Source organism: Massilia endophytica, from assembly GCF_021165955.1.
Classification (GTDB): Bacteria; Pseudomonadota; Gammaproteobacteria; order Burkholderiales; family Burkholderiaceae_D; genus Rugamonas; species Rugamonas endophytica.
The window spans coordinates 3,111,938-3,126,991 of record NZ_CP088952.1 but is presented as its reverse complement, the minus strand read 5'-3'; the positions used below and the strand labels follow the sequence as shown (position 1 = coordinate 3,126,991).

The window sequence follows — 15,054 nt, the reverse complement described above, 5'->3', positions numbered from 1 at the left end:
GCACTAAACACGAAGTCAAGTGATTACTAATTGAGCCGCAGCTAAACTTTCAGAATGGACATAATGGAAATACGGCGTGAGAACTTAAGGCGGTGGGTCGAGAAAAACGGCGTGCCAGTGAAAGAGCGTAGTTTTTTTTCCCAGCTGAAAAGCGGAGCTTCCTTCGGAGAAAGGCTTGCCCGAAGGCTAGAGCGTGACTACAAGATGGGCGATGGTTTTCTAGACAGACTCGATGCGGAGGTGGCAGTTGAGCAGCCCGTTTCGCCAGTTGATGCGATAGGTCTACGTGTGGAGAGTGCGGAGGAGCTACGACTTCTCACCGTCTATCGACTCGCCAACCAGCGAGAGCGTAGGGAGATTGACGAAGCGGTGGAGGCTGTCAGAGGACATATTGCAGCCAGGACCACTGGTTACTAAGCGGAGCTCGCTTTTCGTAGACGCTGGCCACGCGCTAGCGTACCGACGAGCGATCCGAAGTAAGGTGTCCTGGGCGTGGGGGTCGCAGCCGTAGAAGAGTTGAACAAGTTCGGTGGCCCGGTGCATATCGTCCTCGCTGCGGTGGAATTGTTAATTTTCCTCTGCGGGATCACGGAGCGGTTTGCTCTGCTGGCAGCCAGATTCTTAGCTTCGCGTGTCGTTTCACTGTAGTGAGGTAGCTCAAAAAGTTCCACCTGTGGTTGTTACAGGTCGTAACAATTAGGCTTTTAACATTTAACGCAATTTCCATTGGGCAACCGCGTGGTGCCACGGGCCGGGCTACATGAAACCTATATTTTGGATGTTTCTTTTTGTTACAAGTTTTAAGCGTTAAGTGGGGGGTACTGAGATGTATGAAACTGGCCTCGGCGTAGCGTTTTTAGTTTGGCTCTGCAATTTGATCCTGCTTCTAACTAAGATCAATTCACAGGCAGAGCGAAACCTACGCAAGATCGGCATGCGCCATAGCTGGCTTACACAAACGCCCAAGCAGCGTACCGCGTCCGACGCCAAGCGTGGCATTTTGGGAACTGTTGGCAAGTTTGCGCTCATCCAGTCGGTTGCTTTGGTGTCGGTAATTCTCAGCTGGGGATATGTCCTCTGGGCCATAGGGGCAATACTGTACGCCCATGCGAAAGACTATGGTGCCCCACAGGAGGTCAAAGAATTTCGCTGGCGTATGCGAAACCTTGATCTGCCACTTGACGAGATCATCCGAGGAATGCTCAAAATCTCTGGTGCGGAAGTGTCAATCGATGACGAAAGAGAACGAATCCAGGCTTATTTGTTTGAGAACGACATTCCGGCGCATTGACGCGACACAAACCGGAGAGGAATTTATGGAGATTAAGCGACTAATCATGGAGCTAAACCGGACTGTCGAATTCGTGTTTTTCCTCGCATTTTTGGGTTTGGTAGCATGGCTCATCCCTAACCCCTTCAGCGACGAAGTGGTCGTCCATCAGAAAATATGCCTTGAGAATTGTAAGACGTACGTGCTCACCAAGACGACGTTCAGGGCAGACTCCAACAATGGGACGGTAACGTTTTGGTCAGAGGGTTACCCTATAACCTTGCATGGCTGTTCGGTCAAAGACGCTTCTACATGGTCTTGTTCCGACAAGTCAATGCTGGATGGTCAGCTAGCGGGGGCAACCGGCCAGATCGGGAAATTACGATGGTTGCTTGCCTTGCCTAATGCTTCGAATTGAGATTTTCTTAGGTGGGATGGTTACGGTTGTGGCAGGAATCGCCTCTGCCTGGCTCTCCACAAAGGAGATTCACAAGCCATTGCAGAGCTTTCCACCGCGCTTGAGCGCAAGCATGCGAGCCTCCTGGCTGGGCAATCTTCCGATCAGAAGATCCAGGCATTTGAGATCCTGCATCAATCCCTTCTTGCAGCGCTGCAGTGATCAGAGCCATGTGCGAATCGAAAGCGCGACGCGCAACAGGTGACTTTTCGCGTTTTTCTTGCGCTGTGTATGGCGGCTTTATACGGTCGATCAATACCTGCACGTCTGCCCAACTGTGACAGTTAGTAGTCAATAGATAGCCGTCAGGCCCCGTTTCCCGCACCTTATAGACTCCGTTCGATCTGCTGCTGATCTGTAGCGTCCGCGCCTTCATCAGACCTCCCTGGCAGTTGTCCGTCCTCAAAGTTTACGACGTAACCCAGCGGTTTACCAGCGTTTCCACATTCTTGATATCCTCTCCTCATGTGCGGCCGCATTGACCAAAGCGATCTTGACGACCTACTCAGCGACTTCAGCTGGGCAGATGAAGCCTATCGGCGGAGCCGGGCGGAGCCTTGCTGGAACGTGGCGCCGACGATGCGCAGGGCAGTCTTGCACGTGGAGGGAGGGGCGCTGGCACTCGATGATCTGCATTGGGGATATCAGGCTGCCTGGGCGGTCGGCAAAGTCCCCATGGCCATCAACGCCAAGCTTGAGAAGATCACTGGCAAATACTGGTCCGGGCTCCTGAAGCGGGGCCGCGTCATCATGCCCGCGAATGGCTGGTACGAGTGGACCGGCGAGAAGCCCAATAAGCAACCATGGCACATTCACCGGGCAGACGGGCACTTGCTGTACCTGGCGGGCCTGGCCAGCTTCGGGCCGGAAGGGGAGATACAAGCTGCAAATGGCTTCACCCTTATTACCGCTGACGCCCATGGCGGCATGATCGATATCCACGACCGCAGGCCCATTGTCTTCACGGCAGCCGATGCCGCAACCTGGCTAGATCCTGCTACCCCGCCCGAGCTGGCCGAACAGTTGGCCCGAGAGTGCGCCTTGGGCCCTGAGTACTTCGCCTGGCACAAAGTCGATAGGGCAGTGGGCAACGTGCGGAATCAGGGTTCGCAGTTGGCGCTGCCGATTTGACCGACATGCCAGGAGCAATAGAGCTGCGGCATTGCTAAATGATAGGCTGCATTGCGGAATCATATTGACTGAGTATGCCCGTATGGGTATCATCGGTACCGAGCAGGTAAATCCTAGGGCAACCGCGATACCGAAAAGGCGTCGTAAGCGCGTTGTAAACGCGTCGATCCTAGGGGCTGCCACCTAATTCCAATGGCTCCGTCTGACGCGGGGCCATTTTTCTTTCTGGGGCTGTTAGTGCTGATTTACGTCGATGAGAGTGGCGACCTGGGCTGGTCGTTTGATCAGCCTTACGGCAAGAGGGGATCCAGTCGTTACCTGACGATAGCTGCAATGCTTATACCGGATGCTCTTGATCATTTGCCAGCTCGCAAGGTTAAGCACCTGTACCATGCCGGACGATGGGATAAAACCCGAGAAAAGAAGTGGGTGGACATGCCCGAGGCATCCCGCGAAACCTACGCCAAGTCTGCAGTTGACCTTTGCGCCAAACACAAAGAGGTCGCTTACAGAGCCATCGTCGTCAACAAACAGCGGGTAGCCCCGAACCTTCGGGCCGATAGTAACAAGCTTTACAACTATATGTTGAAGCTACTCCTTTTGGACGAGATGCGGCGCTATCGTCACGTTACCCTGGTCCCTGATCCGCGGTCGATCAAAGTAGAGAATGGCAATTGTCTCCACAGCTATCTCGAAATGGCACTCTACGAAATCGAAGCGGATACTACGGTGGAGATACTGAACCGGGACAGTAAGTCCTGCCTAAATCTTCAGTTTGTCGATATGTTGGCTGGGGTCGTCGGGACTCACTATGAGTTCAAAAAATCAAACCACTGGGAAACACTCAAGCCGTTTGTTAGAGTGAAAGAGTTGTTTTTCGCCGAATCGACGGCAGCTTTGTCCGCACCCCCTCTGCAGAAGCATCGGGCCTAAGTCCTCTCCGGAGGCCGCTACGCAGAACAGCGAGTACTGCCTGCCCCACCAGCCCGCCCCGAGCGGGCTTTTTCATTCCCGCCTGTTCCGCTCCACAGCCCTGGCAATATCCTCTAGCCCTCCCACAGCCACGTAAAGCTGCGGGCTTGTCCCTTCTATCGGTATCCAGACCGACGCGGCGCCGGATTGCCCCAGCACCTCCAAAGCCGCCCGCTCAAGCTCGGCAGCCAGCTTCTTCCTTCTCTCTTCCCATAGGTCGTTCATAGCCTCCTCCTTGGTCACACCTTAGCACGGAGAAAAATATCGTCCTAGAGTTTATAAAACACTTGACATTGAATTTAGTTAGAACTAAAGTTCACTCATCGGCACAAACACTCCACAAACACCCAAGAAACCCCAGGAGAACCCATGAACACGAAATCGACCCGGGAACAAAAGCGAGCAGAGAAGCGCAAGGCAGGGCAGTTGCGCGGCTACTTCGGCGCATCGCTGATTGCGCACTTTGAAGAGCAGCGTCCGGATCTGCGTCTTCGTAAGCAGGTTCACGAGGCGCACGCAGCACGGGCCGCAGCCAAGCGCGCGGCGAACACTTTCTAAGCGCATTGGGCGCGGCAGATAACAGGAGCGAAGAACATGAATGCCACCGAGAAACGTATCGCCAAGTTGGAAGCGGCTTTGACCGATGCAGAGCGGATCATTTCGACCGCTCTCCGGGAAGGCCAACTGCGCACGCAAACCGAAGTGCAGAAGCAAAACGAATTTGACGCCCGTGGACTGATTGGGGGCATCCGTGTGGTACTTGCCGCCTAACAACCCCACCGCACCACCAGCAAAGGAGAACGATATGGCGTGCAACTGCAAAAAGGATCTGGAAGAAAAGCTGTTGGAGCGCTTTAAGGAGCAAAGCCCAGAAGCCAATGGGCACTGCGTTTCGCTGCAAGGCTACGCGCTGATTTTTGGCGAGAAGCTGGAGCAAAAAGGTTGCATGACCATCGCTTCTACCGCTTCTTTCCCCTTGAAGAAGGGCGGCATGAAAGAAAAGAGGCAGACGCAAAACATGGTTTTCACATACTGCCCGTTCTGTGCCGAGAAATACTAAATCACCCGCGCCGCCAGCATGGGGCGCAGATAAAAACCTGAAGGAGCAGAGATTGAAAACTACCCTGAACGAAATCCGCAAACACAGCCCTTGCGAGGAAGGCTGGGCGAAGCTGCTGCGCTCGCTGGATAAGACCAAGGCCGACGATGAGCTGGTCAGCATCATTCAAATCCTCGACAGCAACGGGCTGGATGATGCGCTCTGGTGCCTGCGCGCAGTGAAAGGCTGTGACTGCGAGATTCGCCTGTATGCAGTTTGGTGTGCACGGCAAGTGGAGCATCTGATGGAAGACGAGCGCAGCAAGCGGGCGCTGGTTGTCGCTGAGCGCCACGCGAATGGCGAAGCCACCGACGACGAACTGGCCGCTGCCGGGGACGCTGCCGGGGACGCTGCCTGGGCCGCTGCCTGGGCCGCTGCCAGGGCCGCTGCCGGGGACGCTGCCAGGGACGCTGCCAGGGCCGCTGCCTGGGCCGCTGCCAGGGCCGCTGCCGGGGACGCTGCCAGGGACGCTGCCAGGGCCGCTGCCGGGGCCGCTGCCTGGGCCGCTGCCGGGGACGCTGCCAGGGCCGCTCAAGAAAAGCGCCTGCGCGAGGTTTGCGCGAAGTGGGAAGCCGATCAGCTCAAGGCTGCGGCGTAAGGAGCTAGCCATGCGCTACATCGTGAACATCGACTTTAAGAAGGGCCCGAGCTTCGGCACGGACGTTGAAGCGGACGACCGCTTTAAGGCCGAGAGCATGGCATTGCGTGAGGCTCGCCGCTACGGCTTCGAAGACGCGCCCAAGAAGGTGACCGTAACGCCTCTTCATCCAGAGACAAGCCATGCCTAACTTCCATGGTCGGATCGTGAGCGGCGAGAAGTACGACGAGCTGCGCGAGCAGCAAGAGGATGCGTACCAAGCCGAGTTCGACCGACTGGTTGAGGCCGAGCGTGAAGAGTGGATCGAGAACTTCGGCAGCCTGGAAGGGTTCAAGCCCAGGTTAGCAGCGATCCACGAGGCAGCAGTACGAGCAACAGAACCCGAATACACAGACTAGGAGCAGAGCATGCGAGTCGTTTTCCGCCTTTACCGTTTCTACCGCCGCATTGGCATGGGCGCACGTGCAGCCTTCATGCGTGCTCTGAACACCTACCGTCACGGCTACTGAGGACACCATGAGCAACGCACTTGCAATCGTCACTGGCGCAATCCAGGAGGCCCGCGAGGACTTCTCCCGCGTGCTGGTGGATCGTTCCATCAGCTTTGAGCGGGAATCGGGGTTTGCTATCCAAATCCTGCAGAACAACGATTTCGCCATGAAGATCGCCATGGGCAGCAAGCAATCTCTGCTCGCAGCGGTCACGAACATCGCGGCAATCGGCATCAGCCTGAACCCCGCGCGCAAACAGGCGTATCTGGTGCCTCGCGGCGGGAAAATCTGCCTCGACATCAGCTATATCGGCTTGCTGGATCTGGCTGTGGCTTCTGGATCGATCAAATGGGGCCAAGCGGAGGTTGTGCGGGCCAATGACGCCTTCACCCTCAACGGCTTCGACAAGCCGCCTACGCACGCATTCAACCCGTTCGGCACGGATCGCGGGGATATCGTCGGCGCATACGTGGTGGCCAAGACAGCGGACGGCGACTACCTAACTACCACGATGGCGATTGAGGACATTTACTCCATCCGCAACCGCTCCGAATCGTGGAAGCGCAACAGCAGCGGCCCATGGGCGACCGACGAGGGCGAAATGATCAAGAAGACGGTCATCAAGCGCGCCTACAAGCTGTGGCCCAAGACCGAGCGCATGGATACCGCCATGAACCAGCTCAATAACGAGAACGGGGAAGGGCTGGCAGCGCCCGATCAGCCGAATGACTGGCTGGACGTTGCGCCGCTGATTGCGGAAGCGTTGCGCACCAAGACCGACGACGAGGCGCTCGCGTACTGGAAGGCGAACAACGGACGCCTTGCGAAGCAGCCCCAGGATCACGCCAAGCTGAAGGCCGAGATTGCCCGCCACCGCGCCGAGCTGCGGAAAAAGTCCGCTGGCGATGTGGTGGACGTTCAGGCGACCGAAGTGCCAGCGACCGACACCCAGGCATACGAAGACGCATTCGCGGGGGTACAGGAATGAAGTTCATCGAGGTTCCACAGGGTAGCCCCGACTGGCTCCAAATGCGTGCGGGCCTCATCACTGCCAGCCGCTTTGCCGACGCTGTATCGGTCTGCACCCGCAAGTCAACTGAGCGCAATGTGGGCGATCCAACCGCCGTCGCTGAGCGCTATGCCGCAGATGTAGCCATGGAGCGGATCAGCGGTCGCCCACATGGTGAACCGGTGAAGGCTTGGGTTCTGGAGCGCGGGCACGAAATGGAGTCGGTTGCACGCCGACTGTACGAGGCTCGCCCAGGTCAAGAGGCGTTCGTAACCGAGGCTGGCATTTGCATCGATGACCGCAACGTATTCGCCTACAGCTCGGACGGGTTGGTAGAGCGCGATGGCCTGATCGAGGTCAAGGCTCCAATCGACACCGTGAAGATTGCGCACGTTCTGGAAACCGGCGACGTATCCGAGTACATCCACCAGATGCAGGGAGGCATGTGGATCACTGAGCGGGAGTGGTGCGATTTCATCATGTACGTGCCCGAATTAGCACCTGTAAAGCGTGACCTGTACGTGAAGCGCATCCACCGCGACGAAGCGTTCATCGCCGACATGGCCACGCGCCTGGAGCAGTTCAACGACCTCGTAGGCCGCTACGAGCGCATCTTTCGCAAACAAGCAGCGTGACCGGGCCCCAAGCGGGTAGTGGGGCAAAACACCCGCAGCGTGAGCCAGCTTTCTCCTTGGTGTTCCGGTTGGTGATTGCGCGACGTGCCCGGTAACGGGTGCCAGTTGGGGAAGGGCCAACGACCTCGTAGGTCACATGCCGGAGGGACGGCACGCTAGCCTGAATGCGCACAGGCCCATGGCGGCATGGTTAGAGCCGCACTAACAGAACAGGGGATGAAATGAACAAGGATAACGATGCTAAAGCTGTAGGGGCGGTGGCGGAAGGCTGGAAGCTGGTGCCGGTGGAGCCGACCGAGGACATGGTCATACGCGGATTTGAGTCGCGGCCCGATCCAGTATTCCAGCCCGAGCACTGGGACGCGTACGAGCAAATGTCCGGCTGCCAGCAATCCGCATTCGCAGCACGCCTTTGCTACGCCGCCATGCTCGCCGCCGCTCCACCAGCACCAGTACAGCCAGCGGTGCAGGGGTGGATGCCGATTGAGACGGCTTCGAAGGATTGCGTTTTCCGCGATGGAGGGCATCAATACGGCCCACATATTCTCCTGAGTGATGGCTGGAGTGTGGTTCGTGGTCGGTGGTGGGAGCACGAAGGCGGCGCCAGTAACTTCTTGCAGGACGGTGGGCGCGCTTACTTTCCTTCGACTTGGCAGCCCCTGCCATCCCCTCCCACTTCTAAACAGAAGGAGCAAGAGAATGGATGACCAATACGAGAAGGATGCGGCTGCCCTGCAATGGGCCGCAACGCTGGAAGAGTGTGCATCCATGCTGGGCATGAAAGAAGGCGAGGCGCTGACGGACGTTCCGAAGAAGCTGCGCGCGCTCCTGGCCGCTGCCGGTAACAGCCAATCTCAGGATGCCGTAGATGCTGCGCGCTATCGCTGGCTGCGTAATGCGGATCAAGCCATTGGCAACGTGATTGACAAGGAATTTGCTCCGGGGCGGTGGGAGTACCGATCTGGCGAAGAGCTCGATGCCGCCATCGACGCCGCTATCGCAGCCATGGGCAAGCAGGAAGGCGGTGCCGCATGAAGACCTACATGGACAGGGCGAAATGCCCGAAGGGCCACAAGTTTCACATCTTTCGTCGTGTGACCACCGCTGGCCGCAAGGTATCCACCTATTGCCCGTTGTGCCGCTGTATGCGCCAGATCGTTGCAGGGCCAGCGCCTAAGCAGGAAGGCGGGGAAGGGGCATGAGCGCCTGCTACATCGTCAGCGTGAAGTGGACACGCCGTGACAGCCCATACATCACGTTCTGGCGCCCTGATGACTGCGGGTACGCATGGCCGCTTTCTTGGGCTGGCAGGTACGCCGAGGACGATGTGCTTGCCAATAAGGACTACTACCACAATGGGGTGAGCACTATCGCTGTGCCATGCATGCTGGTTGATAACCTGGGCGTGCCGCCAGTGAAGGGAACCGTGGATGGCGATGCTGGGCCGGTGGTGTTGAACAACCGCACGAACTGGAATTGCATCCTGGAGTTCGCGCTGCCTGACCCGCTTGACAAGCCTCAGCCGCAGTACAAAGGCGCCCGCAAGGCTATGGGCAAGGAGGCGGGCAAGTGAGCGACGACCTGTTCTACCTGCAAGACAGCAGGAGCTACGTCGGTAACGACATGCTGTTCTGGGCGAAAGACGGCAATGGCTATACGACCGATATCAGCAAGGCCCAGGTCTATAGCAAGGCCGACGCCGTGGCTCGGCACCAGATCCGGGAAACCGATATCCCTTGGCCGAAGAGCTATATCGATGCCAAGACGCGCCCGGCAGTGGATATGCAGTATGTGAAGTGCGACGAGGCGCTTGCGGGCACGGGAATCGTTCTCACGAAGCCGCGCAGACCGCGCGCCGAGGTCCATAACTGCACCGGCTGCGGTCGGTTTATCGGGGACATCCAACGCTACCTAAACGACTGTCCCAACTGCGGCGCGGACAACCGCCCCTGAACACCACCCCGCCCAAAGTGGCGGCTATTACCCTGAAGGAGAATGAATTGGAACTGATCGAACTGAATGTGCCGGTGCAACGCGATAAAGAAGGCTGCTGGACGAATCCAGGCGTGCCTAACTTCGATGAAGACCACGAAGCCTACAAGGCATGGCTGGAGGCGCAAGGGCTTGAAACCACTTACGCTGCGCTGGAGTCGGAAGACATCGACCACCCAGCATACGTCCGTTACTTCGATGACGGCGAGGCTGACATCTCGGACTGGACTCCGGTGCTGCCCGCCGCTGGCGAAGGCTGGCATACCCTGAGCATCCACATGGGCGAAGACACTCCGTATTGGGTCTGGGCGCGCCGCGTCGCCTCCTAATTTCCCGCCTTCCCTGAAAGGAACATGATGAATGCCAAAGACCTGAAAGACCTGAAAGAACTCGAAGCCTTAGCCACTGAGGGGCCGTGGCACTCGCCTGGGATGGGTGAGATTCACATGGAATCGCACGATAGCGTTGCCGAAATCTGCTTCCCACATGAACATGCCGAGCCCGGAGAGAGGTTCGGCAAGCAGGAGGACGCCGACTTCATAGCCGCGATCCGCAACGCTGCTCCGGAACTGATCGCCCTTGCCGAGAAAGCAGTTAACGAAAATATGCAAAAAGTGCATATTTCTGATGCCGAGAATGCCATGCAGCCCACCCCCACCACCGCAGAGAAAGGAGCGGTGGACTTGAGCGGGCTGCCCGAATACACCGGCGACAGCATCAGCAAGACTTACTGGCAAAAGCACGAAGAGTTCTATCTTGTCAGCGATGTCCGCGCCCTTCTCGCCGCGCAGCCTGTAGACAATACGGACGAAGAATATCCAGTAGACACGGATGAGCAGCACGCTGCTCGCATGGCATTCCTTTACGGCGAACGCGAGCGCTTGGCCGCGCAGCCTGGAGCCCACCCTGACGACAACTGCGAAGGCTGGGAAGTACTGGCGATGGCGCTAGCCGAGGAAGAAGGCGCAGACCCGCATCAACTGATCTGGGAAGGCAACCCGCCCGAGCCGTGGGGCGAGGTCTGGCAGCGCTACGCGGGCGAGGCCAAGCGCATGATCGAGATGGTGCGCAAGCATGCAGTCGCCCCTGTAGCCAGCAAGGAAGCGGTGAGCGACGAGGCCGAAGAGGACGCCTATGTCATCGACCGCATGGGCAAGTTGCTGGCGGGGGTGGCCGTGGCGTTGAAAGGCCCGGAGGCGGCGCGGCATCGTCACGGCTATCAGGACCTGCCGGAACTGGCTGAAAAGCTGGTGCTGGAACTGGAGTTGCATCGGTTGAAGGATGCCCAGGCCGCCGCCCTTAGCGCCAGCGCTGAGAAAGGGGAGAACGCATGAAAGAGCGCCCAATTCTCTTCTCCGCGCCGATGGTCCGCGCCATCCTGGACGGCAGCAAGACGCAGACGCGGCGCGTTGTGAAGCGCAGCTCTCGCTTCCCGTTCGATTTCGTCGGCGGCAACGGCCAGATTAATGACCCCACGTGCTGGGGATTTGAGTGTGCCGAAACGGCCCAGTGGTGGGTGCTGCAAACCGACGGCGATGAGTCCTTGCGGCAGATTCCATGCCCCTACGGCCAGCCTGGCGACCGCCTGTGGGTGCGCGAAACCTACGCCGACATCGGCCCGCGTCTTACCTACCGCGCCGATACAGATGACGGCGCACATTGCGTCGTCCAGCGCTGGACGCCTGCGATCCATATGTTCCGCGCCGACAGCCGCATCCTGCTGGAGATCGTGTCGGTGCGCGTGGAGCGCCTGCAGGACATCAGCCAGGATGACGCACGTGCGGAAGGCATCACGGACGGCGACTGCGTGAACTGCGGCGAGCCAGAAGCGAAGTGCGCATGCTCTTTCCCGATGCCGGACTACCGGGATGCCTACTGCAACCTATGGGAGACCATCAACGGCGCTGGCGCCTGGGACGCCAACCCGTGGGTATGGGTAGTCGAGTTCAAGCGCGCCAGCGCAGGGAAGGAGTGAGCAATGACCGAGTATCTTAGTCCAGAAGAAATCGTAGCGCTGACGCACTACAAGCGCCCGAAGGAGCAGCTGGAAACTCTGGCTGCCCTGGGAATACCTGCCAAGCGCTTGCGCGACAACACGGTGCGCGTAATGCGCATGCACCTGCAGGCGCCGGCCGCTGGCACCGCAGCGCCCGTCGGCCCTCGCCTGAAGTCCTCGAAGAAATGAGGAAGCGGAAGACCAACAAGGGTTTGCCGCGCAGGGTCTACCTGAAGAACGGGGCGTACCGCTACCTGGCGGCTGAGCCGATGATGGACCCGCGCTCAAAGCGGCTGCAACGCTGGATTCACCTGGCCACGGTGGAAGAGGGCGAGAGCCGCATGCTGATCGCCCTGGGAGAGCTGCTGGGCGCCAAGGTGAACGAGGAAGGCTCGATGCCGCACCTGTGCGCCATGTTCAAAGCGGAGCGCCTCAACGGCTACAGCAAGACGACCATCGAGGATTACGGCCGATACCTGGACCAGATCGCCGCGGACTTCGAGGAGTTCCAGGTCGGCGACGTGCGCACGCGGGACTGGTCCGAGTTCCTGAAGAACAACTACAAGGGGAAGGCCAACAGCGCGCGGAAGATCACCGCGCTGGCCCGTAAGGTATTCCGGTACGGGATATCGGAGTTGGGGCTGCGGCAGGACAACCCGCTCGACCAGGTGGACCTGAGCCGCTACAAGCCTGAGGGCCGCACAGCCGTTCCGACGCACGAGCAGCTGGCGAAACTGCGGGCAGCCGGGATGGAGAGCATTGCCAGGAAGGATACCGGGAGCACGGCGCCAACGGCCAGCGGACCGATGTTCGCCTGCATCATCGACATGGCCTACTTGCTCTGGCAGCGCGCCATCGATATCCGCCTCATGCGCGAAGAGCAGATCGTGGACCGCTATATCCGCATGCGGCCGACCAAGACGGCGAAGAGCAGCGGCAAGGCGGTGGACATCCTGATCACACCAGCCATTCAGGAGGTGATCGACCGCGCCAGGCGCATCAAGGCGGAGCGAGGCATCCCAGGCGACACGCTGTTCCCGTCGAAGAGCGGCAAGCCGTACACGAAGTCCGGGCTGTCCTCGATGCTGCGCCGGGCCAAGGACCGGGCAGGCCTGGAGGGGGAGGTGACGTTCAAGGATATCCGCGCCAGGGCGGCGACGGATGCGGCGCTGCGCGGCCAGCAGAGGGAAGAAATCCAGAAGCGCCTGGCTCACACCAGTGCCGAGACCACCGAGATCTACATCAAGGAACTGGTGCCGGACGTGTCCGAACTGGCGATGGCGCTACCCTGGAAACCTGTATAAAACCGCGCCGGAAATAGCATGTTCTCGGGGCGTGGACGGCAGTCGTTGAGATACTGTATTTTATACAGCTCTACTGCAAAGCCAGCATTCATGCGGGTTTCAAGCCAGAAACCATCTGCATGGGGTGCAGGGGGTCGGAAGTTCGAATCTTCTCGCCCCGACCATTAGATTCAATGACTTAGGCCAGCTCTTTGAGCTGGCCTTTTTCATTTGCACGCCGGGCAGCCCGCTGGCGTCGGTGAGTGCGCGCACATAAGCGCCGCGCGCGCCACGCTACACTCAAGCCAAACGTGACAGGGAGGCTGCGATGCTGCAAATCGCCACAGACGACAAATCGATCGACTACAAGGGCTACCAGATCTGCATGGGTTCCGTCTACAAGGACGGCAAGGTGGTGTTCAGCTACTTCGTGCCGCTGGGAGCGGGCGATGGCGGCATTGAACTGGGACGCCTGCTGGTGGACCAGATGGAGCTCCAGTAGCGCTCACGCACGGATCTTCGGCTTGCCCGCGTGTTTGGCACGGATTGCGTCGATCCGTTCCCAGATCATGTCCAGCTCTTCTTCTCCGCAGGCGTGCATGTCGATGCCGTGCGCCAGGCACAGCGCGGCCAGGGTGACCATCACGCCGCCCGCTTCCTGCCGCTTCTCGCCCGCCGCGCGGCCGAACACGTAGTCCACCAGCTGGTGCGCTTCCTGCGCCGTGCAGCCGCAGGACTGCGCGAGCTCCAGCGATTCTTCAAGAAAGCGGTGATTGCGCTCGGTGCTGTCGGCTGCAATCTCCGCGCCGAAGCAGGCCAGCATCCATGGCTGCACGCGCTGCTGAAATGATTCCATGATTTCCTCCTGTTGCGCACATTGTAAGGGCCTGCGCTACAATCGCCTCCGGTTTTGCGATCTTCCCCAATACCTCACGGAGGGCGTATGAAAGCGATTCTGTTCTTTTCGGCGGCGCTCGCCGCCACCTCGGCCTTTGCCCATCACGGCTGGAGCGAATACGACTCCAGCAAGCCGCTCCAGCTAAGCGGCACCATCATCGACAGCACTTACGGGCAGCCGCACGGCATGCTGCACCTGAAAACGGCGGACAAGAACTGGACCGTCGTGCTGGCTCCGCCATCGCGCATGGAAAGCCGCGGTCTGAAGAAGGAGGTGATGGCGGCGGGCGCGCAGGCCATCGTCTATGGCTACCCGCACCGCACGGTGAACAATGAGCTGCGCGCCGAACGCATCACCATCCAGGACAAGACCACGGAGCTGCGTTGATTTCCTCGCTCGCGGCCTGGCTGGAGGCGACGCCGCTCTCCGAAGCCATGCGGGGCAGCGTATGGCTGTATCCCTCGGTGGAGATCGTGCACATCGTCGGCTTCGCGGTGCTGGTGGGTTCGATTGCCATGTTCGACCTGCGCCTGCTGGGCTGCGCGAAGGCGTTGTCCGTGCGGGCGCTTGCGGCGCACCTGCTGCCCTGGTCGCTCGCCAGCCTGCTGCTGATTGTGCCTGCGGGGCTGCTGATGCTGAGCGCGCAGCCGCAGGACTTCCTGGGAAACCGTACCTTCTGGCTGAAGATGGGCTTGATTGCGGCGGCGGGGGTGAATGCCGCACTGTTCCATGTCGGTGTTTACCGCTCGGCGGAGGAATGGGATACCCGGCGCAGCGCGCCGCCTTTGGCGCGCCTGCATGGGTTTCTTTCCCTGTGCTTGTGGATCGGGGTGATCTGCTGCGGACGGCTGCTGGCGTATACCTGAGCGTCAGTTGATGGTGAGTACTTTGTTGAGGCTGGCCACCACGCGCGAGTAAGGCAGGCTGGCGAAGAAGGGGTGCCAGTTCTTGGGCGCGATGAAGTTGTGGCTGTTCCCCACGCGCCATACGGGCACGACGGTGCCCGCCAGGCCCGCGAACTTCGCCGCTTCCTGGAGCGTGATAAGAATGGTCTGCTGATCGCCTGGATCCTTGTCGCCGAATTCCGTATCGAGCGGTATGATGATCAGATCCACGCCCTGTTCGCGGATGTGGGCGATTTCAAACTGTTGCATTTGTTTCCTCTTTAATAATCAAGCTGGCATTACGGCAAGACGTATTCTATTCTAACAAGCCCGTTCAAA

Annotated in this window: 27 protein-coding genes and 1 tRNA gene; 25 read left to right on the top strand and 3 right to left on the bottom strand. The window is 59.1% G+C overall.

Translation table 11 applies throughout. The annotated features are described in order from the left end of the window. The first annotated feature begins 54 nt into the window (after nt 1-54). From LSQ66_RS14215 to LSQ66_RS14200, 4 genes are all read left to right on the top strand, one after another. Entirely contained in the window at nt 55-417 is a 363-nt protein-coding gene (locus LSQ66_RS14215; RefSeq protein WP_231765857.1) for a hypothetical protein, read from the top strand. A 409-nt stretch (nt 418-826) separates the two neighbouring features. Continuing rightward, on the top strand, nt 827-1,291 hold the full coding sequence (locus LSQ66_RS14210) for a hypothetical protein (RefSeq protein ID WP_231765856.1): 465 nt from the start codon (nt 827-829) through the stop codon (nt 1,289-1,291). 901 nt (nt 1,292-2,192) lie between these two features. After that, nucleotides 2,193-2,858 carry an SOS response-associated peptidase gene (locus LSQ66_RS14205; RefSeq protein WP_231765855.1) on the top strand — a complete coding sequence of 222 codons (666 nt, stop codon included), beginning with the start codon at nt 2,193-2,195 and terminating at the stop codon, nt 2,856-2,858. Between the two features lie 192 nt (nt 2,859-3,050). Next, complete coding sequence (locus LSQ66_RS14200) at nt 3,051-3,791, top strand: DUF3800 domain-containing protein (RefSeq protein WP_231765854.1); 741 nt, start codon at nt 3,051-3,053, stop codon at nt 3,789-3,791. 72 nt (nt 3,792-3,863) lie between these two features. Here LSQ66_RS14200 and LSQ66_RS14195 read toward each other — a convergent pair whose 3' ends face one another. Then, nucleotides 3,864-4,055, bottom strand: a complete 192-nt coding sequence (locus tag LSQ66_RS14195; protein WP_231765853.1) for a ubiquitin family protein — start codon at nt 4,053-4,055, stop codon at nt 3,864-3,866. Between the two features lie 144 nt (nt 4,056-4,199). On the opposite strand from LSQ66_RS14195, the gene LSQ66_RS14190 reads away from it, so the two are divergent. The 19 genes from LSQ66_RS14190 to LSQ66_RS14100 all read left to right on the top strand — a co-directional run bounded on the left by LSQ66_RS14190 (nt 4,200) and on the right by LSQ66_RS14100 (nt 13,435). Continuing rightward, nucleotides 4,200-4,388 carry a hypothetical protein gene (locus LSQ66_RS14190; protein WP_231765852.1) on the top strand — a complete coding sequence of 63 codons (189 nt, stop codon included), beginning with the start codon at nt 4,200-4,202 and terminating at the stop codon, nt 4,386-4,388. Nucleotides 4,389-4,424: 36 nt separating this feature from the next. After that, nucleotides 4,425-4,601 carry a hypothetical protein gene (locus LSQ66_RS14185; RefSeq protein WP_231765851.1) on the top strand — a complete coding sequence of 59 codons (177 nt, stop codon included), beginning with the start codon at nt 4,425-4,427 and terminating at the stop codon, nt 4,599-4,601. A 34-nt stretch (nt 4,602-4,635) separates the two neighbouring features. Beyond that, nucleotides 4,636-4,890, top strand: a complete 255-nt coding sequence (locus LSQ66_RS14180) for a hypothetical protein (protein WP_231765850.1) — start codon at nt 4,636-4,638, stop codon at nt 4,888-4,890. Nucleotides 4,891-4,942: 52 nt separating this feature from the next. After that, nucleotides 4,943-5,527 carry a hypothetical protein gene (locus LSQ66_RS14175; protein ID WP_231765849.1) on the top strand — a complete coding sequence of 195 codons (585 nt, stop codon included), beginning with the start codon at nt 4,943-4,945 and terminating at the stop codon, nt 5,525-5,527. 10 nt (nt 5,528-5,537) lie between these two features. Beyond that, a complete protein-coding gene (locus LSQ66_RS14170) occupies nt 5,538-5,717 on the top strand; it encodes a hypothetical protein (protein ID WP_231765848.1) in 180 nt (59 codons plus the stop codon). After that, complete coding sequence (locus tag LSQ66_RS14165) at nt 5,710-5,925, top strand: hypothetical protein (RefSeq protein ID WP_231765847.1); 216 nt, start codon at nt 5,710-5,712, stop codon at nt 5,923-5,925. Before LSQ66_RS14170 ends, LSQ66_RS14165 begins: the two co-directional genes overlap by 8 nt. Before the next feature lie 118 nt (nt 5,926-6,043). Continuing rightward, nucleotides 6,044-7,006, top strand: coding sequence for a recombinase RecT (locus LSQ66_RS14160; protein WP_231765846.1), 963 nt, complete (start codon nt 6,044-6,046; stop codon nt 7,004-7,006). Continuing rightward, nucleotides 7,003-7,662 carry a lambda exonuclease family protein gene (locus tag LSQ66_RS14155; protein ID WP_231765845.1) on the top strand — a complete coding sequence of 220 codons (660 nt, stop codon included), beginning with the start codon at nt 7,003-7,005 and terminating at the stop codon, nt 7,660-7,662. Before LSQ66_RS14160 ends, LSQ66_RS14155 begins: the two co-directional genes overlap by 4 nt. A gap of 221 nt (nt 7,663-7,883) precedes the next feature. Further along, a complete protein-coding gene (locus LSQ66_RS14150) occupies nt 7,884-8,369 on the top strand; it encodes a hypothetical protein (RefSeq protein ID WP_231765844.1) in 486 nt (161 codons plus the stop codon). Continuing rightward, on the top strand, nt 8,362-8,697 hold the full coding sequence (locus LSQ66_RS14145) for a hypothetical protein (protein ID WP_231765843.1): 336 nt from the start codon (nt 8,362-8,364) through the stop codon (nt 8,695-8,697). Before LSQ66_RS14150 ends, LSQ66_RS14145 begins: the two co-directional genes overlap by 8 nt. 163 nt (nt 8,698-8,860) lie before the next feature. Further along, nucleotides 8,861-9,235 carry a hypothetical protein gene (locus tag LSQ66_RS14140; RefSeq protein WP_231765842.1) on the top strand — a complete coding sequence of 125 codons (375 nt, stop codon included), beginning with the start codon at nt 8,861-8,863 and terminating at the stop codon, nt 9,233-9,235. Then, nucleotides 9,232-9,615 (top strand): hypothetical protein, encoded by a 384-nt coding sequence (locus LSQ66_RS14135; protein WP_231765841.1) that lies wholly within the window; start codon nt 9,232-9,234, stop codon nt 9,613-9,615. Before LSQ66_RS14140 ends, LSQ66_RS14135 begins: the two co-directional genes overlap by 4 nt. Nucleotides 9,616-9,662: 47 nt before the next feature. Further along, nucleotides 9,663-9,983 (top strand): hypothetical protein, encoded by a 321-nt coding sequence (locus LSQ66_RS14130; RefSeq protein WP_231765840.1) that lies wholly within the window; start codon nt 9,663-9,665, stop codon nt 9,981-9,983. A 24-nt stretch (nt 9,984-10,007) separates the two neighbouring features. After that, nucleotides 10,008-10,988 carry a hypothetical protein gene (locus LSQ66_RS14125; RefSeq protein WP_231765839.1) on the top strand — a complete coding sequence of 327 codons (981 nt, stop codon included), beginning with the start codon at nt 10,008-10,010 and terminating at the stop codon, nt 10,986-10,988. Further along, on the top strand, nt 10,985-11,629 hold the full coding sequence (locus LSQ66_RS14120) for an ASCH domain-containing protein (protein WP_231765838.1): 645 nt from the start codon (nt 10,985-10,987) through the stop codon (nt 11,627-11,629). The genes LSQ66_RS14125 and LSQ66_RS14120 overlap by 4 nt, the downstream gene beginning before the upstream one ends. 3 nt (nt 11,630-11,632) lie before the next feature. After that, entirely contained in the window at nt 11,633-11,839 is a 207-nt protein-coding gene (locus LSQ66_RS14115; RefSeq protein ID WP_231765837.1) for a DUF4224 domain-containing protein, read from the top strand. Then, a complete protein-coding gene (locus LSQ66_RS14110) occupies nt 11,836-12,954 on the top strand; it encodes a tyrosine-type recombinase/integrase (RefSeq protein ID WP_231765836.1) in 1,119 nt (372 codons plus the stop codon). The genes LSQ66_RS14115 and LSQ66_RS14110 overlap by 4 nt, the downstream gene beginning before the upstream one ends. A 25-nt stretch (nt 12,955-12,979) precedes the next feature. After that, a tRNA-Pro gene (locus tag LSQ66_RS14105) sits at nt 12,980-13,118 on the top strand. Between the two features lie 143 nt (nt 13,119-13,261). Continuing rightward, nucleotides 13,262-13,435: a hypothetical protein gene (locus LSQ66_RS14100; RefSeq protein WP_231765835.1), complete on the top strand. Its 174-nt coding sequence runs from the start codon at nt 13,262-13,264 to the stop codon at nt 13,433-13,435. 3 nt (nt 13,436-13,438) lie between these two features. On the opposite strand, the gene LSQ66_RS14095 is transcribed toward LSQ66_RS14100, so the two are convergent. Next, complete coding sequence (locus LSQ66_RS14095) at nt 13,439-13,789, bottom strand: hypothetical protein (RefSeq protein ID WP_231765834.1); 351 nt, start codon at nt 13,787-13,789, stop codon at nt 13,439-13,441. Between the two features lie 87 nt (nt 13,790-13,876). On the opposite strand from LSQ66_RS14095, the gene LSQ66_RS14090 reads away from it, so the two are divergent. Together LSQ66_RS14090 and LSQ66_RS14085 are read left to right on the top strand one after the other, a co-directional pair. Beyond that, nucleotides 13,877-14,218, top strand: coding sequence for a DUF6152 family protein (locus LSQ66_RS14090; protein WP_231765833.1), 342 nt, complete (start codon nt 13,877-13,879; stop codon nt 14,216-14,218). Continuing rightward, the gene (locus LSQ66_RS14085; protein WP_231765832.1) at nt 14,215-14,697 is read left to right on the top strand and encodes a DUF6644 family protein; all 483 of its coding nucleotides are present in this window, start codon (nt 14,215-14,217) and stop codon (nt 14,695-14,697) included. The genes LSQ66_RS14090 and LSQ66_RS14085 overlap by 4 nt, the downstream gene beginning before the upstream one ends. Nucleotides 14,698-14,700: 3 nt before the next feature. On the opposite strand, the gene LSQ66_RS14080 is transcribed toward LSQ66_RS14085, so the two are convergent. Beyond that, nucleotides 14,701-14,985, bottom strand: coding sequence for a hypothetical protein (locus LSQ66_RS14080; RefSeq protein WP_231765831.1), 285 nt, complete (start codon nt 14,983-14,985; stop codon nt 14,701-14,703). Nucleotides 14,986-15,054: the final 69 nt, after the last annotated feature.